General features: G+C 61.7%; 17 protein-coding genes. 10 read left to right on the top strand and 7 right to left on the bottom strand.

The window, feature by feature from the left end; all coding sequences use genetic code 11:
- Nucleotides 1-31: 31 nt before the first annotated feature.
- Nucleotides 32-2281, bottom strand: a complete 2250-nt coding sequence (locus ACZ5WW_RS12795; RefSeq protein ID WP_377168143.1) for a heavy metal translocating P-type ATPase — start codon at nt 2279-2281, stop codon at nt 32-34.
- 73 nt (nt 2282-2354) lie between these two features.
- Here ACZ5WW_RS12795 and ACZ5WW_RS12790 point away from each other — a divergent pair, with 73 nt between their 5' ends.
- Nucleotides 2355-2957, top strand: coding sequence for a lysophospholipid acyltransferase family protein (locus ACZ5WW_RS12790; RefSeq protein ID WP_377168141.1), 603 nt, complete (start codon nt 2355-2357; stop codon nt 2955-2957).
- Here the strand turns inward: ACZ5WW_RS12790 and ACZ5WW_RS12785 are convergent, their stop codons facing one another.
- From ACZ5WW_RS12785 to ACZ5WW_RS12775, 3 genes are read right to left on the bottom strand one after another with little or no spacing between them, the layout of a single operon-like run.
- A complete protein-coding gene (locus tag ACZ5WW_RS12785; protein WP_377168139.1) occupies nt 2958-4367 on the bottom strand; it encodes a sulfatase in 1410 nt (469 codons plus the stop codon).
- Nucleotides 4368-4398: 31 nt separating this feature from the next.
- A complete protein-coding gene (locus ACZ5WW_RS12780) occupies nt 4399-5142 on the bottom strand; it encodes a GNAT family N-acetyltransferase (protein WP_377168137.1) in 744 nt (247 codons plus the stop codon).
- 25 nt (nt 5143-5167) lie between these two features.
- Nucleotides 5168-5806, bottom strand: a complete 639-nt coding sequence (locus ACZ5WW_RS12775; protein WP_377168135.1) for a 3-keto-disaccharide hydrolase — start codon at nt 5804-5806, stop codon at nt 5168-5170.
- Nucleotides 5807-5944: 138 nt separating this feature from the next.
- Between ACZ5WW_RS12775 and ahcY the strand changes: the two genes are divergently transcribed.
- The 4 genes from ahcY to ACZ5WW_RS12755 all read left to right on the top strand — a co-directional run bounded on the left by ahcY (nt 5945) and on the right by ACZ5WW_RS12755 (nt 13026).
- Nucleotides 5945-7348, top strand: a complete 1404-nt coding sequence (gene ahcY / locus ACZ5WW_RS12770; protein ID WP_377168133.1) for an adenosylhomocysteinase — start codon at nt 5945-5947, stop codon at nt 7346-7348.
- Between the two features lie 431 nt (nt 7349-7779).
- Entirely contained in the window at nt 7780-9885 is a 2106-nt protein-coding gene (locus ACZ5WW_RS12765) for a PAS domain-containing sensor histidine kinase (RefSeq protein WP_377168131.1), read from the top strand.
- Nucleotides 9882-10334, top strand: coding sequence for a response regulator (locus tag ACZ5WW_RS12760; protein ID WP_377168129.1), 453 nt, complete (start codon nt 9882-9884; stop codon nt 10332-10334). The genes ACZ5WW_RS12765 and ACZ5WW_RS12760 overlap by 4 nt, the downstream gene beginning before the upstream one ends.
- 1 nt (nt 10335) lies before the next feature.
- Complete coding sequence (locus tag ACZ5WW_RS12755) at nt 10336-13026, top strand: PAS domain S-box protein (RefSeq protein WP_377168127.1); 2691 nt, start codon at nt 10336-10338, stop codon at nt 13024-13026.
- 9 nt (nt 13027-13035) lie between these two features.
- Here the strand turns inward: ACZ5WW_RS12755 and ACZ5WW_RS12750 are convergent, their stop codons facing one another.
- Genes ACZ5WW_RS12750 through ACZ5WW_RS12740 form a run of 3 tightly spaced genes read right to left on the bottom strand, consistent with a single transcriptional unit; the run spans nt 13036 to nt 16834 of the window.
- Nucleotides 13036-14112 (bottom strand): zinc-binding metallopeptidase family protein, encoded by a 1077-nt coding sequence (locus ACZ5WW_RS12750; RefSeq protein WP_377168125.1) that lies wholly within the window; start codon nt 14110-14112, stop codon nt 13036-13038.
- Between the two features lie 53 nt (nt 14113-14165).
- On the bottom strand, nt 14166-15707 hold the full coding sequence (locus tag ACZ5WW_RS12745) for a serine hydrolase domain-containing protein (RefSeq protein ID WP_377168123.1): 1542 nt from the start codon (nt 15705-15707) through the stop codon (nt 14166-14168).
- A complete protein-coding gene (locus ACZ5WW_RS12740) occupies nt 15704-16834 on the bottom strand; it encodes a hypothetical protein (protein WP_377168121.1) in 1131 nt (376 codons plus the stop codon). Before ACZ5WW_RS12740 ends, ACZ5WW_RS12745 begins: the two co-directional genes overlap by 4 nt.
- A 169-nt stretch (nt 16835-17003) precedes the next feature.
- On the opposite strand from ACZ5WW_RS12740, the gene ACZ5WW_RS12735 reads away from it, so the two are divergent.
- The 5 genes from ACZ5WW_RS12735 to ACZ5WW_RS12715 all read left to right on the top strand — a co-directional run bounded on the left by ACZ5WW_RS12735 (nt 17004) and on the right by ACZ5WW_RS12715 (nt 23477).
- Nucleotides 17004-18620 carry a formate--tetrahydrofolate ligase gene (locus tag ACZ5WW_RS12735; protein WP_377168119.1) on the top strand — a complete coding sequence of 539 codons (1617 nt, stop codon included), beginning with the start codon at nt 17004-17006 and terminating at the stop codon, nt 18618-18620.
- 46 nt (nt 18621-18666) lie between these two features.
- Nucleotides 18667-20787: an ABC transporter substrate-binding protein gene (locus ACZ5WW_RS12730; protein WP_377168117.1), complete on the top strand. Its 2121-nt coding sequence runs from the start codon at nt 18667-18669 to the stop codon at nt 20785-20787.
- Nucleotides 20788-20849: 62 nt separating this feature from the next.
- Nucleotides 20850-22097: an ABC transporter permease family protein gene (locus tag ACZ5WW_RS12725; RefSeq protein ID WP_377168115.1), complete on the top strand. Its 1248-nt coding sequence runs from the start codon at nt 20850-20852 to the stop codon at nt 22095-22097.
- Nucleotides 22098-22101: 4 nt separating this feature from the next.
- On the top strand, nt 22102-22974 hold the full coding sequence (locus tag ACZ5WW_RS12720) for an ABC transporter ATP-binding protein (protein WP_377168113.1): 873 nt from the start codon (nt 22102-22104) through the stop codon (nt 22972-22974).
- Nucleotides 22975-23015: 41 nt separating this feature from the next.
- Nucleotides 23016-23477: a hypothetical protein gene (locus ACZ5WW_RS12715; RefSeq protein WP_377168111.1), complete on the top strand. Its 462-nt coding sequence runs from the start codon at nt 23016-23018 to the stop codon at nt 23475-23477.
- Nucleotides 23478-23596: the final 119 nt, after the last annotated feature.

Genomic DNA, 23596 nt, shown 5'->3' with positions numbered 1-23596 from the left:
ACGGAGTTACACAGAAGGAAAATGGGGGGATTTACTCTTTTTCGAAGAGCAGACGCAGGCTGTTCAGACACACCACCACCGTGCTGCCTTCGTGCGTCAGCACCCCCACGGTGAGCGGTACGATGCCGAAGAGCGAGGCCACGGCCATGACGATGACGCTGCCGAGGGAGATGACGAGGTTTTGCTGAATGATGCGGCGGGCGCGCTCGCTGATGCGGCGGGCGGAGAGGAGCTTTTCGATCTTGTCCTGCATGAGCACCACGTCGCTCTGCTCCAGGGCGGCGTCGCTGCCGCGAGCGCCCATGGCGACGGAGACGTAGGCGGCGGCGAGGCTGGGGGCGTCGTTGACGCCATCCCCCACCATGGCCACCTTGTGGCCTGATTGGGTGAGTTCGCGGATGGCGGCCACCTTGTCCTCGGGGTGGAGTCCGGCGCGGACCTCGGCGATGCCGAGCTTTTCCCCCACCTCGGCGGCGGCGGCACGGCGGTCTCCGGTGAGCATGATGGTGCGCACGCCGTCGGCGGCGAGGCGTTCGAGAACGCCTCGGCTGCCGGCGCGGATTTCGTCCTTGAGGAGGACGCGGCCGACGATCTGCTCGTGGAGGACCCAGACCTCGCTGAACCCAAGGGGGGCGTCTGGCACCGCCGCCAGCACCGCGCCGAGGGGGCTGTCTTTGACGAGCTCGCGGCGGCCTACGTAGCTGAGCCCGCGCTCGGTGCGGCCGCGCAGGCCCTGGCCGGTGATGGACTGAAACTCGGCCAGTTTTTCCATCTCGATGCCCTGGGCCTTGGCGTGCTGGGTGATGGCGCGCGCGATGGGGTGGTTGGAGTTGGCCTCCAGGCTGGCGGCGATGCGCAGCACCTCCTGCTCGCGTCCGGCGGGGAAGCTTTCGATCCGGCTGACCTTCAGCTCGCCCTCGGTGAGGGTACCCGTTTTGTCCATGGCGATGACGTCCACCTCGGCGAGCTTTTCGATGGCCGCGCCGCCGCGGAAGAGCACGCCGCGCCGGGCCCCCCAGGCGATGGCGGCCAGGATGGCGGAGGGGATGGAGAGCACGAGGGCGCAGGGGCTCATGACCACCAGCAGCGTCATGGCACGGTAGAAGGAGGACTTGGACGCAACGGTGTTTTCAAAAGGTGGGATGCCGAGTGCCAGCCACCAGATGAAGAACATGGCGGCCACAACGCTGAGGGTGAGGATGGTGTAGCGTGTGCCAAAGCGGTCGGTAAAGCGCTGGCTGGGGGCTCGCAGATGCTGGGCGGTTTGGATGAGGGTGATGATCTTGGCCAGGGCGCTCTGTGTGGCCAGGCGGTCCACACGCACGTGGACGAGCCCCCATTGGTTCAAGGTGCCGCCGTAAATGGGGGCACCCGCTTCCTTGGGGATGGGCACAGCCTCGCCGGTGAGGGTGGACTCATCCGCTGCCGTGGAGCCCGAGATGACGGTGCCGTCCACGGCAAAGAGTTCGTCCGGCTTGACCACGATGACCTCTCCCACCTGGAGGGACTGCACGGCGCGGTCTGCGGTGCTGCCGTCAGGCTGCAGGACGTGGGCAAATTTGGGGGCCGACTTGGTCAGGGCATTGATCTCCCGGTGCGTGCGGAACATGACAAAGTGCTCGAGAGCACCGGAGGTGGAGAAGAGGAACAGCAGGAGGGCACCCTCCTCCCAGGCACCGATGGACACGGCACCGAGTGCCACGGCCAGCATGAGAAAATGAACATCCAGCCGGCGCTCGCGCATGTTTTCCCAGGTGTCTTTGGCGGCGTCCCAGCCGCCGGAAACCAGGGAGATGGCAAAGAGGCTTTTCGGCAGCCAGTGAGGGGCGGAAAAGAAGCGCTCGGTGATGTAGCCTGCGGCGAGAGCTACGGCGCAAATGCCTGCCTGCAGCGCGAGCGTGCGCCATTCGTCCTCGCTTTCCTGCTCGATCTCGTCGGGTTCAGGCCAGGCGAAGTCGCGCCACTTCCAGAACTTGGGTGCGGTGGGGCACGAGGGCTTGGCCAGCACAAAGGCGCCGTCTTTTTCCTGCACATCCAGCATGCCGTGGCTGGGCGTCACGTGGCCGTTTTGCCTGAGCCAGCGGGCGTCCACGGCGCGCAGGATCTCGGAGAGCTTTGCCTGCAGCATTTCGCCGTCCACATGGCCGAGCGTGGCCATTTCCACGCGTCTGGCTTCCGGATTCAGCCGGATGGACTCGACCGACGGTTCGTCCAGGAGGAAGTTCGCCAAAGCGGTCATCCACGTGGAAGCATCAGGAGGGGATGGGGTGGAATTTGGCATGTGCGAAAGAGCAGAGCATTACGAATAAGCAAGGCGCGTGACAACTTGATCTTCTTCACGCATCTTCATGCTCATGATTCGCAGTCTCATCGCGGGTTCGTTGCGCATGTTCTCGGGTTCCGTGGCCCGCTGGCAGGGCTGTGCGCCGGAGCTGGTGCAGCGGGTGTACTTTGCCAATCACACCAGCAACCTTGACGGGCCGGTACTCTGGGCCTCCCTGCCGCCGCCGATCCGGGCCGTGACGCGCCTGATCGGGGCGAAGGACTACTGGTCTGTGGGCCGGGTGCGCCCCTTTCTGGCCTGCCATGTTTTCAATGCCGTGCTGATCGAGCGCAAGAAGCCCACGCCTGATGCGAATCCGCTGGTGGAGATGGTGAATGCGCTGGGGGACCGGCACTCGCTGATCCTCTTTCCGGAAGGTGGCCGCCACTCCGGAGATGAGCCGCAGCCTTTCAAGCCGGGGCTGTATCATCTGGCAAAAAAGCGGCCGGATGTGCAACTGGTTCCGGTGTGGATGGAGAATCTGAACCGCATCCTGCCCAAGGGAGAAGTCCTGCCGGTGCCGGTGCTGGGCAGCGTGACGTTTGGCGAGCCGATCCGGCTGGAGGATGAGGAGTCGAAGCCGGACTTTCTGGTGAGGGCGCGGGAGGCGGTGATGAGACTGAGGCGGGTGTGACTACTGCGTGATCGGCGGCAGCTTCTCTGCCAGACGTGCTCGCAGTTCTTTCAGCACCCCGGCGTGCTGGGGAGCGGCAGCGAGGTTGGTGTACTCGTGGGGATCGTTGTCGTGGTCGTAGAGTTCGAGGCCATTTTTCCCTTCGTCCCATTCGGTGCAGCGCCAGCGTGAGGTGCGGATGGTGCGGCCCCAGAATTCGGCATTCTTGCCACGACGTGCCTGCGTAAAGGCCTCCTGATGGATGGAGGCGGATGGGTCGCGGAGCAGCGGGTTCAGTGAGCGGCCCTGCAGGTGCTTTGGCGCAGGAACGCCGCACAGATCGCAAAGGGTGGGATACACATCCAGCAGCTCGATGAGGCCGCGGCTTTCCTGGCCACCGGTCTTCATGCCGGGGGTGTGCATGATGAAGGGCACGCGTGCGCATTCCTCAAAGAGGCTGCGTTTGTGCCACAGGCCGTGCTCGCCGAGGTGCCAGCCGTGGTCGCTGGTGAAGATGATGATGGTGTTGTCGTCCAGGCCCATCTGCTTGATGGCATTGAGCACCCGCCCCGCCTGGGCGTCCACGTAGCTGACGCAGGCGAGGTAGGCCCGGATGGCGGCACGGCGCTGCTCCGGCGTGCAGGTGAGCGCGTAACCGGGCACCGCGCCATTGCGAGCAGGGGCGGGGATGTCTGCCTCGTCGTCGGCAGTGGCCTCGGGCAGGGTGATTTTTTCGAGGGGATAGAGATCGAAATACTTCGCTGGCGCCACGAGGGGGAGGTGCGGACGGTGGAAGCCGACGGCGAGGAAGAAAGGCTTCGTTTTGTCACGGCGGCCCAGCCAGTCGATGGCGGTTTTGGCGAAGTTGCCGTCCACGAGCTGGTCGTCGTCGCCGGGGATTTCCTGCCAGCCGAGGCCCTGTTTTTTGCCCGTCTTCACCTTGACGCTGCTCTCGCGTTTGGGCGGGTAGGGCAGTTCGTTCTTGAAAGGAGTGCCGAAGTCCCAGGCCTTGGGATCGTCCATGCTTTCGAGGCCGGAGGGCACGCCTAGGTGGAAGATCTTGCCACAGCGAGCGGTGGTGTAGCTGTTGCTGCGAAAGTGGTGGGGCAGGGTGAGGACGTCGGGGAGGTTGGTGTAGAGGTTGTCCTCGTTGTTGGTGACGCGGGTCGTATTGGGTCGCAAGCCGCTCATCATGGAGGAGCGGGAGGGGTTGCAGTGCGGGAACTGGCAGTAGGCACGGTGAAACACCACGCTGCGCTTGGCCAGCGCGTCGAGGTTCGGCGTTTTGGCCTGCGGGTGGCCGTAGCAGCCCAGAGTCGCTGCCAGATCATCCGCCATGAGCAGGAGGACATTGGGGCGTGTGTCGGCGGCCTGGGCGGAGATCAAGGCGCAGCCCAGCAGCAGCAGGAGGAGGACATGGCGGTGGTTCATGGCCTGCTGAAACTGCGGCGCGCGAGCGCATCTATCCGGCAGTTGTGCTGGCGGGCAGGGGCGGTGGCACGGGGTAGCCTGCGTCCGAAAGAAAGGAGGCAAGCTTCTGGCGGTTTTCAGGATGCAAGGATACACCTGCGACGGGATGTGCGCCGCCGTCATGGGAATACCAGAGCCCGAAGCGCCTGAAACCATAGCGCTCATAGTAGCCCACCGAGTCGGCGACTGAATAGATGTGGATAGCAAGTACAGCGCAATCAAAGCGGACCAGGCGGGCCATGAGCAGCAGGCGGCCGATGCCCTGCTTTTGAAAATCGGGATGGATCAAGCCGAAGTGCAATCCCCCGGTGCCATCTTGCAGGGCCGCACCTCCACATGCCAGGATGCGGCCATCCTTCTCAATGACGAGCATCGAACCGCCGTCTTTTTCCAGCAACGCGGCAAATTCCTGCTCCACCTCCTCCGGGAAGCGACCAGGGGCATTGAGGCGGTAGATTTCAAGGCATGACGGGCTGTCCTCCGGCTGGCAGAGGCGCACGGTGAAGCCCTGCGGCAGGGGAGCGGAGGTGAGCTTTTCCACACTGATGGCTGGCAGGACGATCGGAGGCACCAGCCAGACTTTCACGAGGGCATTGAAGACCGAGCGCTGCATCTCCGCCATGCGCCCCTCCCGCACAAAACCCTGTTGCAGCCAGCCTCCCAGCAGAGGCCGCAGAAACATATGGTAGGCGAGCACGCTGTAGATGAGCGTGAGTTGCTGGGGCCAGTCATTCATGGCTGAAAAGTGGCGAGGAAGGCAGCTACTTGAGCTCCTTGATCCGCACATTTCGGTACCAGACACGGAGGGCCTCGTCCTGGAAGGCGATGTGGCCGAGATTAGGGCGGTCGGCCATTTTCATGTCTTCCAGGGTGGTGTTGATGACTTCCTCGCCATTGAAGACGACTTTCACACTGCGACCTTTGACGGTGATGGTGTAGCGGTTCCACTCCCCGGCGGGTTTCACCATGTTTTTGGACGGACCGATGCCGTGCACGATGCCGCCGCAGTCGTGGTGGCCGGGTTTTTCGAGGCCGTAGGTGTCGAGGATCTGGACCTCAAAGCCGGTTTTCACGGGTTCCTTCATGTCGGCCACGCGCATGAAGACGCCGCTGTTGCCCTTGGCATTGATCTTGAACTCGAGATCGAGCACGAAGTCGCCGTAGAGTTTTTCGGTGGCGATGTAGGCATCGTAGCGCTGCCAGCCTTTCTCTCCCTCACGCGGATGCAGGGAAAGGCTGCCATCGGGCTCGACGAGCCAGTTGCCGGTGGTTTTCCAGCCGGTGAGGTCCTTGCCATTGAAGAGCGGGACGAAACCGGGGGCGTCGGCAGCGGGGTGGAGGTCTTCGGCGTGGAGCGAGGCGGCGAGCCCGAGGATCAGGAGGAGGGAGGCGAGTTTCATGGTGGGTGAGCAACAAACGCAGAGTCCGGGATGGATAAATCCCCGTTTGACAGCGAGGCATCCATTTGGAACATATCAACGTATCCTGATACGTTGATTCGTTCTATTTCACCCTAACCTGAACCCACGACACACCTCATGTCCGATTATAAAGTAAAAGACATCGCCCTGGCCGACTTTGGCCGTAAGGAACTCGACATCGCCGAGAGCGAAATGCCCGGCCTCATGGCCACCCGCGAGAAGTACGGCCCCAAGAAGCCCCTCGCTGGCGTCCGCATCACCGGCTCCCTGCACATGACCATCCAGACCGGCGTGCTGATCGAGACGCTGAAGGAACTGGGCGCTGATGTCCGCTGGGCTTCCTGCAACATTTTCTCCACCCAGGACCACGCTGCCGCTGCCATCGCAGCCTCCGGCACCCCTGTCTTCGCCTGGAAAGGTGAGACCCTCGAAGAGTACTGGTGGTGCACCTGGAAGGCCATCATCTTCCCCGGCGACAATGGCCCGCAGCTCATCGTCGATGACGGCGGCGACGTGACCCTCCTCATCCACAAGGGCTATGAGATGGAAAACGGCGACAAGTGGGTCGAGACCCCCTCCGACAACCACGAAGTGAAGGTCATCAAGGACCTGCTCAAGGACATCGCCAAGAACCAGCCCGGCATCTTCCACAAGATCGTCAAGGACCTCAAGGGCGTCTCCGAAGAGACCACCACGGGCGTGCATCGCCTCTATGAAATGGCCAAGGCTGGCAAGCTGCTCTTCCCCGCCATCAACGTGAACGACAGCGTCACCAAGTCCAAGTTCGACAACCTCTACGGCTGCCGCGAGTCCCTGCTGGATGGCATCAAGCGCGCCACGGACGTCATGATCGCCGGCAAGGTCGGCGTCGTCTGCGGTTACGGCGACGTGGGCAAGGGCTGCGCCGCCGCTCTCCGTGGCATGGGCGCTCAGGTCATCGTGACCGAAATCGACCCCGTCTGCGCCCTGCAGGCCGCCATGGAAGGCTACCGTGTGATGCCGATCGAGGACACCCTCGGCACCGGAGACATCTACGTCACCACGACGGGCAACAAGGACATCATCCGTCTTGAGCACATGGAGAAGATGAAGGACCAGGCCATCGTGTGCAACATCGGTCACTTCGACAACGAGATCCAGGTGGACAAGCTCAACGCCCGCACGGACGTCAAGCGCCTCAACATCAAGCCGCAGGTGGACAAGTACACCTTCCCGGCCGGCAACAGCATTTTCATGCTGGCTGAAGGCCGTCTCGTGAACCTCGGCTGCGCCACTGGCCACCCGAGCTTTGTGATGAGCAACAGCTTCACCAACCAGTGCCTGGCCCAGATCGAGCTCTGGGAAACCAAGGATTCCCGCCCTGTGGGCGTGACCGTGCTGCCCAAGAAGCTGGACGAAGAAGTGGCCCGCCTCCACCTGGCGAAGATCGGCGTGAAGCTGACCAAGCTGACCCAGGAGCAGGCCGACTACATCGGCGTGCCAGTGGAAGGCCCCTACAAGACGGACCACTACCGCTACTAAACGGAGCGATCTCTTTTCAAACCCCAAAACCTACGAGGGCGGCCAGCAATGGCCGCTCTTTTTTTGCGCCTACTCCAGTCTTTGGGTTCGCTTCCACATTCGGAGCTAGCCGACCCCTGAGTTGGAAAGCTATGCAATGGCAGCGGCAGGCGCGATAAGCCTCCCGTTTCTTCTAAGCCTTTAATTGGAATCTTTGGTGATCTCGAAATTCGCCTAAGATTGAACTGCTTTCACTTCAGTATTGCATGTTTGATTGGCTTTATGAGAATAGATGTATCTCTCATGCTGTAATAATAATCACGCGCAATCATGCGGGCAAACCCTCGATCAACATATTTAGCTCCCGAAGCCTTGTCCCGAGAAGGGCAGGCGAATTTTGGGCAATCCGTCAGGGTTGATGGTGGAGTCATGCGCAGGACCTTCTGAATCGCATGAAAACTGGGGCCACAAAGCCGAATCATGCAGGCAGCCAGAGCTTTGAAGATGGCGGTTCCAGCCGGACTGAAGAGGCTATCGCGATGCTGGCAGCAATTGTGGACTCTTCTGAAGACGCCATCATCAGCAAAAATCTGGATGGCATCGTGACGAGCTGGAATGCGGGCGCAGAAAGGCTGTTTGGCTTTACGGCAGTTGAAATGGTGGGGCGCTCGATCACACAGATCATTCCGGATGAACGCCTGCATGAGGAGCATGAAATTTTAGCGCAGATCAGGGATGGCGGGCGCATCGGGGCCTTTGAAACGGTGCGGCTGACCAAAAATGGGAGATCGGTGGATGTCTCGGTTTCTGTGTCACCCATCCGCAGCCGGCAGGGGCAGATCATCGGTGCCTCCAAGGTGGTGCGGGACATCACCCGCAACCGGGAGGCTGAGGCTGCGCTGAGGCAGAGCGAGGCGCGTTTTGCGAAGGTCTTCCGTACCAATCCGGGGGCCATGTGCGTGACGACAATCCGCGAGGGGCGGTTCATTGAGGTCAACGAGCGCTACTGCCAGATGTTCGGTTTCAAGCGGGAGGAGCTGATCGGCCAGAATGCAGTGGAACTGAAGCTGTGGGACTCTGCGGAGGAGCGAACGAGCGTGATGATCAGGCTTCTGAGACAGGGGATTGTGCGTGACCACGAAGGCCGGTTCCGCAATCGCAGCCGGGGTCTGCTGGATGCGCTGATCTCCATGGAGATGGTGGATTTTCCGGGGGAGGACGAGCGGGTGGTGATCACGATGTTTGCGGACATCACGGAGCGGAAGCGGGCGGAAGAAGAAGTCCGCCGCCTGAACGCAGAGCTGGAGCTGCGGGTGGCCGAACGCACGGCGCAGCTTGAGGCGGCGAATGCCGACCTGAGAAGCAGCCGGGCGGAGCTGAAGAGCCTCTTTGAATCTCTGCCGGGGCTGTATCTGGTGCTGACGCCGGACTTCAAGATTGTGGCCGCCAGCGATGCTTACCTGAAGGCCACGCTGACCACGCGCGAGGGCATTATCGGGCGCGGGATCTTTGAAGCCTTTCCGGATAATCCGGATGAGCCGGATGCAACGGGCGTGGCAAACCTGCGGGCCTCTTTGGAGCGCGTGCTGCAAAGCGCCGAGCCGGACACGATGGCGATCCAGAAGTATGATGTGCGCCGACCTGACGGAATCTTTGAAGATCGTTACTGGAGCCCGATCAACTCGCCTTTGGTGGGGGAGGGGCGCAGGATCAAATACATCATCCACCGTGTGGAGGATGTGACGGAGTTTGTGCGCAGCCGAGACACCGAGGCAGACAAGGATAGCAGTCTCAGCGCCCGGCTGCAGCAGATGGAGGCGGAGATTTTCCAGAGCTCGCAGAAGGTGCAGGCTGCCAATCAGCAGCTGCAGGCTGCCAACAAGGAGCTGGAGTCCTTTTCCTACTCGGTTTCGCATGACCTGCGGGCACCGCTGCGGGCCATGGACGGGTTTTCCAGAGCTGTGCTGGAGGACTTTGGCGCGCAACTTCCGCCGGACGGGCAGCGCTATTTGCAGATCATCCGATCGAGTGCGCAGCGCATGGGCAATTTGATCGATGACCTGCTGAGCTTCTCGAGACTGAGCCGTGCGGCCATGAGCTGGCGGACGATCGACACACGCGTGCTTGTGCAGGCGGTGCTGGATGAAATGAGCGGCGCGAGAGAGGGCCGACAGGTCGAGTTGCAGCTCGATGACCTTCCTACCTGCGAGGGAGATCCCGCTCTGCTCAAGCAGGTCTGGGTGAACCTGCTTTCGAATGCCTTCAAGTACACCCAGAAGCGTGAGGGCGCCGTCATCGAGATCGGCAGCACAACGGAAGAGGGCAGGCCCGTGTATTATGTGCGCGACAACGGCACCGGCTTTGACATGCGCTATGCGCACAAGCTGTTTGGCGTGTTTCAGCGGCTGCACCGTGCGGAGGACTATGACGGCACGGGGGTGGGGCTCGCCATTGTGCAGCGTGTCATTCACCGCCATGGCGGCCGTGTCTGGGCCCAGGCGGTTCCAGACCAGGGAGCGACTTTTTATTTCACACTCGGAGGAGACAACCCAAGATGAACGCCAACCAAATCATCGAAATTCTGCTGGTCGAAGACAGCCTGGAGGACCTGGAGCTGACGCAGCGTGCCTTGCGCAACGCCAACCTGGGCAATCACATTCATGTGGTGCGTGACGGCGCGGAGGCGCTGGATTTCATCTTTTGTGAGGGGGACTACATCGAGAGAAAAATCGAGGACACGCCCAAGCTCATCCTGCTGGACCTGAAGCTGCCGAAAGTGGACGGCCTGGAGGTGCTGGAGCGAATCAAGGGGGACGAGCGCACCAAGCTGATTCCAGTGGTGGTGCTGACCTCGTCTAAGGAGCAGGCAGATGTCGTCAAAAGCTACCAGCTCGGGGTCAACAGCTACATCGTCAAACCGGTGAATTTCGAGGGCTTTACCAGTGCCGTGCAGGATCTGGGCATGTACTGGCTCCTGATCAACCAACCACCCAAGCTGGAAAAGTAGCATGAGCGAGCCGCTGAACGTCCTGCTGCTGGAAGATGAACCGAATGACGCTGAACTGGTGCTGCGCGTCCTGAGACAGTCCGGCTTTGAGCCCGGCTGGCAGCGCGTGGACACAGAGCAGGGTTTTCAGGAAAAGCTCAGCTCCGGGCTGGACATCATCCTCTCCGACTATGACATGCCTTCGTTCAATGCGCCTCAGGCGCTTGAGCTTCTAAAGCAGAGTCGGCTGGACATCCCCTTTATCATCATTTCCGGCACCATCGGCGAGGATGTGGCGGTGGAAATGATGAGGAAGGGGGCCACGGATTACCTGCTCAAGGACCGCCTTGCCAGGCTGGGCATCTCCGTCCGTCAGGCGCTGGAGCAGAGCCGGTGGCGTCAGGAGCGCAACAAGTCCTCCGAAGCCGTTCTGGAATCCAAGCGCTTTCTTCAGTCCACGCTGAACGCACTCACTTCGCATATCGCGATCCTGGATGAAAATGGCACCATCATCGAAGTCAATGCCGCCTGGGACAGATTTGCCCGCGAGAATGACTTCAAAGGAGCGCGGCGGGGTGTGGGTGACAATTATCTGGAGCTTTGTGATGCCTCGACCGGGAGGTTTTCAGAAGAGGCTGCGCTGGTGGCGGCGGGCATCCGTGCCGTGATGTCCGGAGAGCGGCGGGAGTTTCAGCTGGAGTACCCCTGCCACAGTCCGCGTGAGCAGCGCTGGTTTGTGGTGCGCGTGACCCAGTTTGGCGGTGTAGGGCCGGTGCGCGTGGTGGTGGCTCATGAAAACATCACAGAGCGCAAGCTGGCTGAAGATGCGCTGCGGGAGAGCGAGGAGCGCTTTCGCCAGATTGCGGAAAACATCCAGGAGGTGTTCTGGATCAGTGACATCGAAAAAGGGAAAATATTTTACATCAGCCCTGCCTACGAGCGCATCTGGGGCCGGTCATGCGAGAGCCTGCTCAAGGCGCCCCACACTTGGCTGGAGGCGATTCATCCCGATGACCGGGAGCGTGTGCAGCATGCGGCGTTCACGCGGCAGATGGATGGGGGCTATGATGAGGAGTACCGAATTCTCCGGCCTGACGGTGAGGTGCGCTGGATCCGGGACCGTGCTTTTCCCGTGTGCAATGCTTCCCGGCAGGTGTACCGCATCGTGGGCGTGGCGCAGGACATCACCGAGCGTAAAAACGCAGGGGACCGGCTGCACGAGCAGGCATCGCTTTTGGACAAGGCGCGGGATGCCATTCTGGTGCGTCATCTTGAGCGGGGCATCACCTACTGGAACAAGAGCGCCGAGACGCTCTACGGATGGACTCTGGCAGAGGTTCGAGGGCGGCAGGCGGCAGACTTTATGTATCTGGATCTCACAGCCTACCAGCAGGCTGTTGCCACGGTGCTCAGCCAGGGGGAATGGTCCGGGGAAATCCAGCAGGTCACCAAGTCCGGGAACGCCATCCTCGTGGAGGGGCGCTGGACGCTGGTGCGTGACGAGGCTGGCCGTCCGCAGGCGGTGCTGGCCATCAACAGTGACATCACCGAAAAGAAGAAAATGGAGCAGCAGTTTCTGCGCGCGCAGCGCATGGAGAGCATCGGCACACTGGCGGGGGGTATTGCGCATGATCTCAACAACGTGCTGGCCCCTATCCTGATGTCGATCGACCTGCTGCGGCTCACCAGCCGTGACGAACGTGCGCAGGCGGTGCTCTCGACCATCGAAGCCAGCGCCAAACGCGGGGCCGACATGGTGCAGCAGATTCTGTCCTTTGCCCGTGGCGTGGAAGGCCGGCGCATGCTCATCAATGTGCGTGCCATCATCGAGGACTTGCAGCATCTGGTGCAGGACACATTTCCGAAAGACATCCGGTTCCAGGCTGAATTTGGCAGGGATCTGCCGCTCTTCTCAGGAGACCACACCCAGGTGCACCAGGTGCTGCTGAACCTCTGTGTGAACGCCCGCGACGCCATGCCCAAGGGAGGAACGCTACGTGTGGCCGCCAGCTGTCTGGAAGTGGATTCCAACTACGCCAGCATGACCCAGGACTCCAAGCCCGGGCGCTATGTCATGATCAAGGTGACGGACACCGGCGTCGGCATTCCCCAGAACCTGCTGGAGCGAATTTTCGACCCTTTTTTCACCACCAAGGACCTGGGCAAGGGCACCGGTCTCGGGCTCTCCACGGTGCTGGCCATCGTCAAAAGCCATGGCGGTTTTTTGAATGTGTACAGCGAGCCCGGCAACGGCACCACCTTCAGCGCCTGCTTTCCTGCGGCGGATGGACACGAAGACGCGCCAGCGGACACGCCGGACGACAAGCATCCACGCGGCAACGGAGAACTGATCCTCATCGTCGATGATGAAACCTCCGTGCGCACCATCACGCAGCAGACGCTGGAGCGTTTTGGCTACCGGGTCATCACGGCGGCGGATGGCACGGAGGCTGTCGCGCTTTACTCCATGCACCGGGGCGAGGTGGCTGCGGTGGTGACGGACATGATGATGCCGGTCATGGGTGGCCAGGTGACCATCCAGGTGCTGAAACGCCTGGACCCGGATGTCCGGATCATCGCCGCCAGCGGGCTTTCCAGCGAGAGCAGCTCCACGCGCGCCGAATCTCTGGGGGTGACTCACTTTCTGCTCAAGCCCTTCACGGCACAGACAATCCTGGCTGTGCTGAAGGAGGTGATCCGAGGGCGCTCATGAAAGGCCTGGTCATGCCGTGCCGGTCTTTCTGCCGTTCAAGGCCCATGTTTGCGCATAATAATGCGCGAGGCGCAGCTTCTGCGCCACGCGCACCGAAATGACAAAGGGATACAGTGCCTGCTCGCCCAGGCTGAGCGAGATCTCATTGAGCACGGTGGAGAGGCACATCCAGCGCTGCAGCCATGCGAGAAACTCGCCATCAGCGGCAGGGCTCGAAGCCAGCGTGGCTGGGAGCCTTCCGGACTCCGCCGGTAGCATGACCAGCGGAAGGGCGATGAACTGCACCTGAATGCCCAGGCATTCGCAGGTTTCCAGACCATCAACGATCTGCAGATAGTGCGACCACGTTTCCGCCCAGTCCTCCCAAGGGTGAGAGGCGGCATAAGCGGTGATGTAGTTCAGCTCCCATCCGGCAGGCGCACCGTTCGAGTAATAGGCATTGAGCGCGGCCGAGTAATCATCCCATTCGTTGCCAAAGCGTTCTCGGAAAGCGAGGCGCATGGGATCTCCCCACGCCAGCTCGGACAAATGCCGCTGCCAGAGGTAGTGCGCGCTTTCATGTCGGAAATGCCCCAGCAGGGTGCGGCTGTTTTCACCGAGCTGCTGGCGGTTGATCTGGCGGTAGGTGTCGTCCGCTTCCTCGAGGTTCAGCGTGATCACCCCGTTGAGATGCCCCGTAGTCACCGGTGTGCCCGACTGCGTGCTGACGATGTCAAACGCCAGCCCGTTTTGCGGATCGGTCTTCTTGGTCGGCAGATTCAGCCCCAGGCCCAGCAGTGTGTAGATCAGCCTTCGCTTGGCCATTTCCATGCGTGACCAGAGCATGCGGTTCCGCTCAGAGCCCAAGTTCGGGATGGTGCGGTTCATGCTGCAGGCTACGCAGAACACGGCGGCGGAGCTGGTGGGCAGCAGCCAGTTGCAGATGTTGTGCCGCACGCCGTTGTCGCAGCGTTTCATGGGGCCTCCGGGCTTGATGCCCAGCATCTTGCCTGACTGCGGATCATACCCGACAACCCCATTGCACTTCAGGCAGCGTGAACTGCCGAAGAAAAGCACATTGCCGCAGTCACAGGTGAAACGTTGCATGAAACAAACCCACCCTCGCCGTGAATCAGGGGCTTGTCATGCTCTGCTTACACTCATGCACGTCCCTTTAGCGGCGCGCGCGTATCTCTGGCCTTCGGATTCATGGCAGTGATGCTGTTGAGGAAGCTGAGTGTCACTGTGTCTCCCTCAAACACGCAGGTTACGGTGTCGCTGTGCGGAGTCTCGTAGTAGCGCCACTGCATGACGAGGGTGTGATCGTCAGTCCAGGCGGCGCCGGAGGCGATCTTGGAAGGCACGGGGGATTTTGGTTTGCCGCCGGAGATCAGGCGCGGCGGCGTGCCGGGGAAGGTGGCCTCTCCCCGGTGCCAGGATTCGAGGCCGCAGGTGATGTTCTGGCCGTCGGCGGTGAAGACGCAGGCATTCTCTTTGAAAACGAAGGAGACGGACTTGAGGCCGAGATCGTTGGCTTCGAGGGTGAACTTCTTGTCGGTGGCGGCAGGCGAGGTTTTGCGGCCTTGAGGAAGCGCGAGCTTGAGCGACTTGAGGCGGCTCAGATCGGCGGTCTTTTCGGCTTTGGCATCGATGGCGAGCACGAGATGCTTCCACACGAGGTCGAGCTGACCCTGCATGTTTTTGTTCTCGCTGGTCATGACGATGACGGCGTCCTGCTCCGGCAGCACGATGGTGAACTGGCCGAAGGCGCCGTCGCCACGGAAGGCGGTACCTCCCTGGCAGCGCCAGAACTGGTAGCCGTAACCCTGCAGCCAGTCGTTCTGCGATTTGGGACGGTCCGGCTTGTCGCCGCCGGGCTGCTGGATGTGAAACTGGGTGGCCTCCGTGATCCATGCAGCCGGCAGGAGCTGCTTGCCGTTCCACTGTCCTTTCTGCAGCAGGAACTGGCCAAACTTGGCCAGCCCCTCGGTCTGAATGCTCAGGCCCCAGCCGCCGGTGTTGATGCCGCGCGGGCAGGTCTCCCAGCGCATGCCGGTGATGCCGAGAGGCTCAAACAAACGCGGGGTGAGGTAGTCGAGGACCGTTTGGCCGGTGACCTTCTGCACGATGGCGGAGCACATGTAGGTGGCGGCGCTGTTGTACATGAACTGAGTGCCGGGCTTGTGCGCGATGTTTTGCGCCAGGAAGGTGCGCACCCAGTTCTCCTCCTTCACGCAGGCCTGAGTGGGCTCCTTCTCATTCCCGGTGGACATGGTCAGGAGATCCTGGATGCGCATGGCGGCGAGGTTTTCGCTGATCTGCGCGGGCAGGTCGTCGGGAAAGAAGGAGACGACTTTGTCATCTGCTTTCAGCTTTCCTTCGGCCACGGCGAACCCGACCGCAGTGGAAGTGAAGCTCTTGCTCATGGAGTACATCGTGTGCACGAAGTCCGGGCCGTAGGGCTTCCACCAGCCTTCGGCGATCACGTGGCCGTGCCGTAGCATCATGAAGCTGTGCAACTCAAACTTCTCGCGCGCGACAGCGTCGAGAAAATCGAGGATGCCGCTGCCGGACACACCCTGGGCCTCCGGCGTGCTGCGGGCGAGGCTGGTGGTCGTGGCTGCGGCGTAGGAGGACGGGAGCCAGAAGCTGAGGGTGGCAAGGCTGGCGTGCTGGAAAAAGGAGCGGCGTGTGTGGATCATGGAGCAGAAGCAAAAGAGCGAGTGGAAGCGGCGGGGGTGGCGCTGGCGGTCTTGACACCGCTCATCGGGTACTGAGTTACGGCCTGCCAGGCGAGCTGTTGCAGCAGGGTGTTCAGTTCCTGCGCCTGAGGTGCATCTTTCAGGGCTGCCGGCACAGGCAGCCCCACCGGACTGCGCTGATGGATGGCGGCAAAGTGGCAGTAGGTGACCAGCACGGACAGAGCTTCCCTGGGATGACCGAGATCATCTTTGAAGAGGTCCGCCTGCCGGGAGATGCCGGGTGCCTTGCCTGCGATGACGTGCTCGCGCAGCGCAAAGACGGCGTCTCCCACCGGCACGATGTACACGGCTTCCGAGCCCACGGCGGCGTTGAGAGCCGTCACCTGGGCTTCGAGCTTGGTGTTCCATTGCTCGCGCTGCATCTCACGCAGCTTGCGCAGGCTTTCCACGGTGGCGTCGTTGCGCATGGCGTTATGGAATGCCCCTGTCAGGTTGCCGTCGCGTGCGGGCCATGAGGCCTGCACCAGCACACGCAGCTTGGGGTTTTTCTCCAGGCCGAGCTTGGTGAAGTTGTCGATCCCTTCATCCGGCAGCAGCATGTGGGGAGAGAGCGTGAGCACGTCCACGCCGCCCTCTCGCAGCACTTTTTTGGCGAGGTTCTTTTCATCTGGTGCGTCCCAGTGCTGCTGCGTGCGCGAGCCGCCGATCATTTGCCGCCCGGCGTCTTGATAGCCAATACCCGCAGCCTCGGTCATCTTGGGCAGCAGGCTGGCGGTGAAGATCATGAAGCTGTGCGCGCAGACAAACACGCGCGGCCCAGGCGGCAGACCGGCGGAGGCGGGCGTGGTGTATTCTCCGGGTGTGCTGGTATTGGGGCCGCCGGATTTGGTTTTGGAGGACAGCAGCTTTTTGAGCTCCGGATGCGCCTCGACGTACTTCAGCGCCTCGTCCACGGAGAGGACGCCGTTTTTGTCGGCATCCGCATCCGGGTAGAGCTTCAGTGCCATGGCCAGCCGCGTTTCAAGGCCGCCCTTTTTGCTCATGGCCGTGGTCGCGGTTTGCGCGATCAGCCAGGTGGCGCCCAGCAGGCAGGCAATGATGATCAGAGTGCGAATGGCTGGTTTCATGTCTGTGGCATGGTGAAGACTTGGCGGGCGCTGTTTTATATCAGCGGTTGTTTGAAGACAAGACTGCGGTTCTTTTCTCCATTCTTGAGCAAGGGGAACAATCCATTTTGATTCTGGAAAAGCCTTTGCTTCATCTCAGGCCTTGCCATTCTTCACGCCTCCATCCCGCATGCATCCGGACATCTCTCCCCTCGCCGCCGCACTAGGCATTGCGCCTGAGCATCTCATTCTCCACGGACGCCAAATGGCGAAGATCAGCCTTCAGGCGCTGAAAGACAAGCCGCAGCGGGGGAGGCTGATCCTGGTCTCCGCCATTACCCCGACGCCTGCCGGAGAGGGCAAGACAACCGTCTCCATCGGTCTGGCACAGGGGCTGAAAAAGGCAGGGCAGAGCGTAGCTCTGGCGCTGCGTCAGCCCTCGATGGGGCCAGTGTTTGGCCGCAAAGGCGGCGCAACGGGGGGCGGGAAAAGCACCGTGCTGCCCGCGCACTCCATCAACCTGCACTTCACGGGGGATTTTCATGCCATCACCTGCGCTCACAACCTGCTTTCGGCCGTCATCGACAACCAGCTTTTTCTGGGTGAGACGCGGCTCTCGCCCGAGCACGTGCTCTGGAAACGTGTCATGGACATGAACGACCGTGCCCTGCGCAGTGTGCGTACCGCCGTGGGCAAGCCCACGGAGCGTGCCACGGGTTTTGACATCACCGCAGCCTCTGAAATCATGGCCATCATGTGCCTTGCTGAATCGCTTCCGGATCTGCGCCGCCGGCTTGAGCGCATCGTGGTCGGGTTTACTGCCGAAGGAGATCCTGTCTATGCCAAGGAATTCCGCGTCACGGGCGCCATGCTGGCGCTGCTGCGGGAGGCGCTGCCGCCGAATCTGGTGCAGAGCGTTGAAGGCGTTCCCGCCTTTGTGCATGGCGGACCGTTTGCCAACATCGCCCATGGCTGCAATTCCGTGCTGGCCACGCGCATGGCGCTGGCCCATGCCGACTATGCAGTGACGGAGGCCGGATTCGCGTTCGATCTCGGTGGGGAAAAATTCATGCACATCAAGTGCCGGCAGAGCGGCCTGGCCCCTGCGGCCATTGTCATCGTGGCCACGGTGCGAGCTCTCAAGATGCATGGCGGCGTGCCCTTGGACCAGCTCACTCAGACTGATACCGCCGCCTTGGAGCGGGGGCTGGAAAATCTTGCGGCGCACCTCGACAGCGCCGCCCAGTTCCAGCGTCCCGTGATCGTCGCTATCAATCAGTTTGCCAATGATCACCCTGACGAGCTTGCGCTGGTTCATGAGTTCTGCCGTTCACGGGGCGTTCCCAGCGCTACCGCCAATGTGTTTGGGGATGGGGGCTCTGGAGCCCTCCAGCTTGCCGAAAAAGTGATGGCTGCCCTCCCGCCGGAAACCCCGAAGCTGCCGTTCCTGTATCAGCCAGACGACAGCGTCGAAACCAAGCTCACCGCCATCGCCACCAAGATCTACGGAGCCGACGGCGTGGTGCTTACCGATGAAGCGAAGGCCAAGCTGGCGCTGTTTGCCCGCAGCGGTTTCGACAAACTGCCGCTTTGCATGGCCAAGACGCAGGACTCACTTTCAGACGATGCGAAAAAACGCGGGCGCCCGCGCGGCTTCGTCATCACGGTGCGTGATTTTGAAATTGCCAACGGCGCCGGATTCCTCGTCGCTCTGACTGGTACGATGATGCGCATGCCCGCCCTGCCGAAGGTGCCGGCAGCCGAGCGCATACAGGTCACGGACGACGGCATCATGAGCGGCATCTAGCGATGTCTTGCCGTCATGGGGCGCAAGCTCTAGCTTGGTACTGCGCATGATCCTGGCCCGCACGTTCATCATAGGTTTTCCGCTGCTTGTGGCAGCGGTGGCTGCGTGGGCGGTGCATGTGTCCAGACAAAGCCGCATGGACCGCAAAGGCGGGGTGGTCGTGATGCTGACACAAGGCGAGCCGGTCCTAAATCCTTTCCTCCCATTGACTGAAGTCGAACGTGAGATCACGGATCTGGTGCATGAGCCCCTCATCCGGCTGGGCTCGGACGGCACCTTGCAGCCGGCTCTCGCAGAGTTCTGGCGATGGACGCAGGACGTGACCTGCTGGTTTGCGGATGAAGCCACTGCCAAACGCGCGCAGGAGCTGGTTCAGGCCCAGATCGGTGAAAAAAACCGCTGGGCTGAGTGGCATCTCAGCTCGGCCCGCGTCCTGCAAAACCGGCTCCTGCTCAGTTTCTCGGAGCCCAACTCCGCCGGTGTCCGTCAGGCCTTTGAAGTCGTCGCCGGGCTGGACCTTAAACCGGTCGTGTTCTGGCGAATCGAGCGCCGCACTCCGCTGCGCCAGTCGTGGGACCGCTTCATGGCCGGATCCTCGCAGGCGGGACTGATCCAGCGCGTCTGGTTCGATGGGGCAAATGCTTGTGAGATCGTCGTGGCGGGGGATTCCCACCGCCTGCTTGAAGACCTGCATCGTTTCCTCGATGCCGGGGAAAAAGAACCCGCTTCCATCAATCCGCTCGCGGAAGTCGGTGCCCTGAGCGAGCCCGTGCTCGACCTCGACATCCGTCCCGGACAGCTCTGGCATGATGGCAAACCCGCGACGGCGGATGATGCCAAGGCGACCCTCGAATTCCTCCGAGCCAACGACTGGCCACTGCCAAATCGTGAAGCCCTCAGCAACATCCAGACCATCGAATCTCAGAACAAAGGTGCCCGTCTGCACGTGTCGTTCCGTCGGCGTCAGGGCACCGCTCTCTGCGTGTTCGTCAATCTGCCCATCCTGCCCGCCGCCTGGCTGCGTGCTCATCCTGCAGCGCACGAGTCTGATTTCGCGCAGCATGCACCACCGGGGGCTGGCACGCATCGCATCGCCTTGCGGGACCCTCGTTCGCTTCTGCTCAAGCCCGCGCAGGCGGACAAATCCATGCCGGGATTCTTGTTCAACTTTTCCGCCTCTCCGTTGATGACGCAGATCGGCATGCGCACTCATACCGTGGATCTGGTATGGCCTGCGGCTGATCGTACGCAATTGGAACGGCTGCGCTTCACTCCGCCTCGGCAGCGCCTGGTCGTGCTGTGGAACACCCGGCATCAAGTTTTGCAGCATGAGCGCTGCCGTGAAGCCCTTGCCTTGGCCACGGACACTGAAGAGCTCATCCGCACCCTGCCAGGGCGCCTGGGGCATGTGGATGCCAGCCTGTTCGCCCCCGGCCTCTGGTTCAGCACCCGCGCAAAAAGCCCTCCGTTTCAGCTGGAGCAGGCGCGTCACATTCTCGCTGAGGCGGGCTGGAAGCGTGATGACAAAGGTGTCGCACGCACAGTGGAGCATCCGTTCAAGTTCACGCTGCTCGTTCCCGGCAGCGACGCTCTGCACATGCGTACGGCAGACTTGCTCGTGGCCCAGTGGCGGCAGCTCGGAGCCGAAGTGAAGATCGAGCACGTCGCAGACGCACAATCTCTCTCTCAGCGTCTGCATGAGCATCGCTTTGACGCCGTGCTGCTGGATCAGCGCTTCGAGGTTTCCTGGGATCAGCTCCCATGGTGGCATTCCTCACAGGCCAAAACCGGAGGCAGCAATTTCTGCGGCATTGCGGATCCGCAGATCGACCTCATCCTCGAAGCTCTCTCTGCAGAATTCGATCCTGATCAGGTGCCCAAACGCGTGCGGGAGCTGGAATCCAGGCTGCTTCCCCTGCATCCCATGCTCACCTTGTTCACCACTCATGACGAAGCCGCCGCCATGCCGGGCCTCCGGGCGCAAGGTGCCACGGGCGGCCCTGTCTCCGGCTGGACGCTGCAAAGTCTCATGCTTCCGGCAAGGCACACGCCGCCTGCTCCAGCGCTTCAGCTCAAGCTCCGCTCCCGTGAGGAAGAGCCTGAAATCCAGCGGCCCAAAACGCCGGCGGACCCCATCAGCAAACTCCAAATGCGTCTCCCGGAATGATGAGTCTGCAGCCATTCTCATTGCCGCCGCATTGGCTGCCAGCACGCCTCCTGCTCGGCGGCATGATCCCTGCAGCTCTGATGCTGCTCTTCAAGCGCCACTTCCCGGTGGTGCCATCAGCGAGCTTCTGGGCTCGCTGTGGCTCCAGCCTCATCGTGATTGCCATCGCCCTTCTGCTGGCGCTGTGCATTGGCGTCTTCATCGGCCTGTGCGCCCGGCAAATGGGCCCGCGCATGGAGCGCTTCATCGCGCTGCTGGGCCGTGCGCTTGCGTGTGTGCCCGTGGTGGTTCTGGTCTGGGGTTTCATCAGCGGCTGGATCGGCCGCTTTGGCTGGCCGGTCGAATCCCTGATGCCGGCGCAGTTCCCGGACGGTGAGGACTCCCGGCAGGTGCTGCTCGCACACGCCCTTTGGGAGTATCTGGCTCCCGCACTTGTTCTGGCTCTGCCGCTGTGTGGTGAAATGATTCACGCCGTCATCATGAATGGCAGCGCCGTTCTGGATCTCGATTTCTCGCTGCGTGCTCGCGGTGTCCCCAAAGCATCGCGGCTGTGGCTTCATCATCTCAGCCAGTTGCGGCCCTTGCTGCGGGTGCGCCTGCAGTTCCTCTGCCTCATCGCGCCCGTTTATCTCATCATCATCGAAGACGCCCTTCACTTCATCGGCTGGGGGGAATGGATGGCCCAGAGCCTCCGTGCTGGCGATGCCCCCGGCATCGCCCTGGGATTCGTCACCGCTGGAGCCATGCTCGCGCTCCTTTGCACAGCTCTGTGCCTGCTGCCCGGCAGGCTGAAATCCACCTCCGGCTTCGTGGCCACGCTGGCATGGCAGCCATGGCTCCTCTGGGCGCTCGGCCTGCTCGCGCTGCTGCCTTCCTCCTTCATCGCATGGTTCATTCTCTGGACGGCCGTCCTCCTCTCCGGCAGCACCGGCTGGCATCAGACCTGGAATCGTATCGAGGCAGAACTGCCCGTCGAGGCTGCCCGCGTCTGTGGCGCTACAGACTCCATGATCTGGCGCACTCACATCGCGTCCGTCCTCTTTCGCATGCTCACCGCCTGGCTGTGCACCGTGCTTGCACACACCCTGCTGGCCATGGCCGCCGCCTGCGCCCTGCTACCCCGCTTGATCGATTCCTTGAGCGCGCCTCTCGCCAGACTTTACCGTCCCCTAGCCGTCGCCTCGGCGCAGTCTGCCATGCAGACCCTGGCAGATCCCACCGCGCTGCTCCAGTCCGGCGCCTGCATCGCTCTTGCCGCCTTGTGTTTGATCCAAGTCAGCCGCATCGTACAACCACGACTCTCCTCCTGAGCCCATGTCCGCCGAAGCCTCCTCCTCCAAAGACTCCTTGCTGCTCTGCATCCGCGACTTGCAGATCGAGTTCAGCCGTCATGATGCTGAACCTGCGAAGGCCGTCAAAGGCATCAATCTTGAACTCAAGAAAGGTGAGTCCATCGCTCTCGTCGGTGAGAGTGGCAGCGGCAAAAGCGCCACGGCACTTTCATTTGCCCGTCTCCTGCCCGAGCCCCCCGCCAGCATTTCTGCACGGCAGATGACGCTCAACGGTCACGAAATCCTCGAAATGAACGAGCGCGAGCTCCGAGCCATCCGCGGCAAGGAGATCGCCTACATTTTCCAGGAGCCGACGACATCGCTCAACCCGGTGCTGACCATCCGCACGCAGATCGGCGAGGCACTGGCGCTCCATCGTCCCGATGTCAGCAAGGCGGGGCGCGATGATGAAATCGTGAAGTGGCTGGACAAGGTGGGCATCGTGGACTCACGCAAGCGCCTCAACGCCTACCCCCATGAGCTCAGCGGCGGGATGCAGCAGCGCGTGATGATTGCGATGGCACTGTGTACGCAGCCAAAGCTGCTCATTGCCGACGAGCCCACCACGGCGCTGGATGTCACCATCCAGAAGCAGATCATGGACCTGTTGGCCGAGCTCCGCCGGGATCTCGACATGAGCATCATCCTCATCACACACAACCTGGGCATCATCCGCAGCGTGGTGGACCGCGTGGCCGTGATGTTTCGGGGCAAGATCGTGGAGACCGGCCCGGTGGACGAAGTCCTGCGCAATCCGAAGCACGCCTACACCAAGGCGCTGCTGGCATGTGTGCCGCGCATGGGCCCCAAGCAGCCCAGGCTGAAGTCCATCGACTACGCCGAGCTGGACGCATAATCAGCATTGCACCCCATGTGACGGTCATGTAGCCTGAAGGCATGAGATTCTGGCTCATCCTCAGTGCGGTAGCGATGCCCGTCTGTGCTCAAGTGGTGCTGCCAGCCACAGGAAAGAAGTTTGACTCCCGCACCATCAGCGGCAGTGGCGGAGTGAGTGTTGGAGCTGTCACCAGACCCCCGGCTCCGACGAAGACCCGGCTTACCTCCTACTTCATGCTCGGAGATTCCCGGCAGTGGAAAAGCACGGATGGGAAATCGCTGCTCGGCGCCATTATCATCTTTGAAGATGCGGTGATCGAATTTGACGCCGCCAATCCCGCTGCCGCCAAGGAGGCCGCAGGCAAGGCTCCTCCGCCCAAGATGCCCGAAAAGCCCACCCTCATACGCGAGGGCAAAATCCGCCTGCTGGTGAACCAGAAACCTTTGGAAGTACCGCTCACAAGGCTGAGCGCGGAGGATCGGAAGTACGTGGATGATTTGAACGCCCGGCTTCCCAAATGATCAAAGTCTGCCTGTGTTTCAACTTCATCCCGACTTCCACCATGAAACCAGCACCTATCCTGCCCCTGCTCCTGATCGCAGTCCTTTTATCGGGCTGCGGCGTTCTGTCAGACAAATCG

The organism is Prosthecobacter fluviatilis, from assembly GCF_055388355.1.
This window is presented reverse-complemented; position numbering and strand designations above follow the sequence as displayed.

Coding starts and splice junctions, on each gene's coding strand:
- ACZ5WW_RS12755 (WP_377168127.1), top strand. CDS start 10,336: ATGAGCGAGCCGCTGAACGTCCTGCTGCTGGAAGATGAACCGAATGAC.
- ACZ5WW_RS12740 (WP_377168121.1), bottom strand. CDS start 16,834: ATGAAACCAGCCATTCGCACTCTGATCATCATTGCCTGCCTGCTGGGC.
- ACZ5WW_RS12785 (WP_377168139.1), bottom strand. CDS start 4,367: ATGAACCACCGCCATGTCCTCCTCCTGCTGCTGCTGGGCTGCGCCTTG.
- ACZ5WW_RS12750 (WP_377168125.1), bottom strand. CDS start 14,112: ATGCAACGTTTCACCTGTGACTGCGGCAATGTGCTTTTCTTCGGCAGT.
- ACZ5WW_RS12780 (WP_377168137.1), bottom strand. CDS start 5,142: ATGAATGACTGGCCCCAGCAACTCACGCTCATCTACAGCGTGCTCGCC.
- ACZ5WW_RS12760 (WP_377168129.1), top strand. CDS start 9,882: ATGAACGCCAACCAAATCATCGAAATTCTGCTGGTCGAAGACAGCCTG.
- ACZ5WW_RS12735 (WP_377168119.1), top strand. CDS start 17,004: ATGCATCCGGACATCTCTCCCCTCGCCGCCGCACTAGGCATTGCGCCT.
- ACZ5WW_RS12775 (WP_377168135.1), bottom strand. CDS start 5,806: ATGAAACTCGCCTCCCTCCTCCTGATCCTCGGGCTCGCCGCCTCGCTC.
- ACZ5WW_RS12715 (WP_377168111.1), top strand. CDS start 23,016: ATGAGATTCTGGCTCATCCTCAGTGCGGTAGCGATGCCCGTCTGTGCT.
- ACZ5WW_RS12745 (WP_377168123.1), bottom strand. CDS start 15,707: ATGATCCACACACGCCGCTCCTTTTTCCAGCACGCCAGCCTTGCCACC.
- ACZ5WW_RS12720 (WP_377168113.1), top strand. CDS start 22,102: ATGTCCGCCGAAGCCTCCTCCTCCAAAGACTCCTTGCTGCTCTGCATC.
- ACZ5WW_RS12765 (WP_377168131.1), top strand. CDS start 7,780: ATGAAAACTGGGGCCACAAAGCCGAATCATGCAGGCAGCCAGAGCTTT.
- ACZ5WW_RS12795 (WP_377168143.1), bottom strand. CDS start 2,281: ATGCCAAATTCCACCCCATCCCCTCCTGATGCTTCCACGTGGATGACC.
- ahcY (WP_377168133.1), top strand. CDS start 5,945: ATGTCCGATTATAAAGTAAAAGACATCGCCCTGGCCGACTTTGGCCGT.
- ACZ5WW_RS12790 (WP_377168141.1), top strand. CDS start 2,355: ATGATTCGCAGTCTCATCGCGGGTTCGTTGCGCATGTTCTCGGGTTCC.
- ACZ5WW_RS12730 (WP_377168117.1), top strand. CDS start 18,667: ATGATCCTGGCCCGCACGTTCATCATAGGTTTTCCGCTGCTTGTGGCA.
- ACZ5WW_RS12725 (WP_377168115.1), top strand. CDS start 20,850: ATGATCCCTGCAGCTCTGATGCTGCTCTTCAAGCGCCACTTCCCGGTG.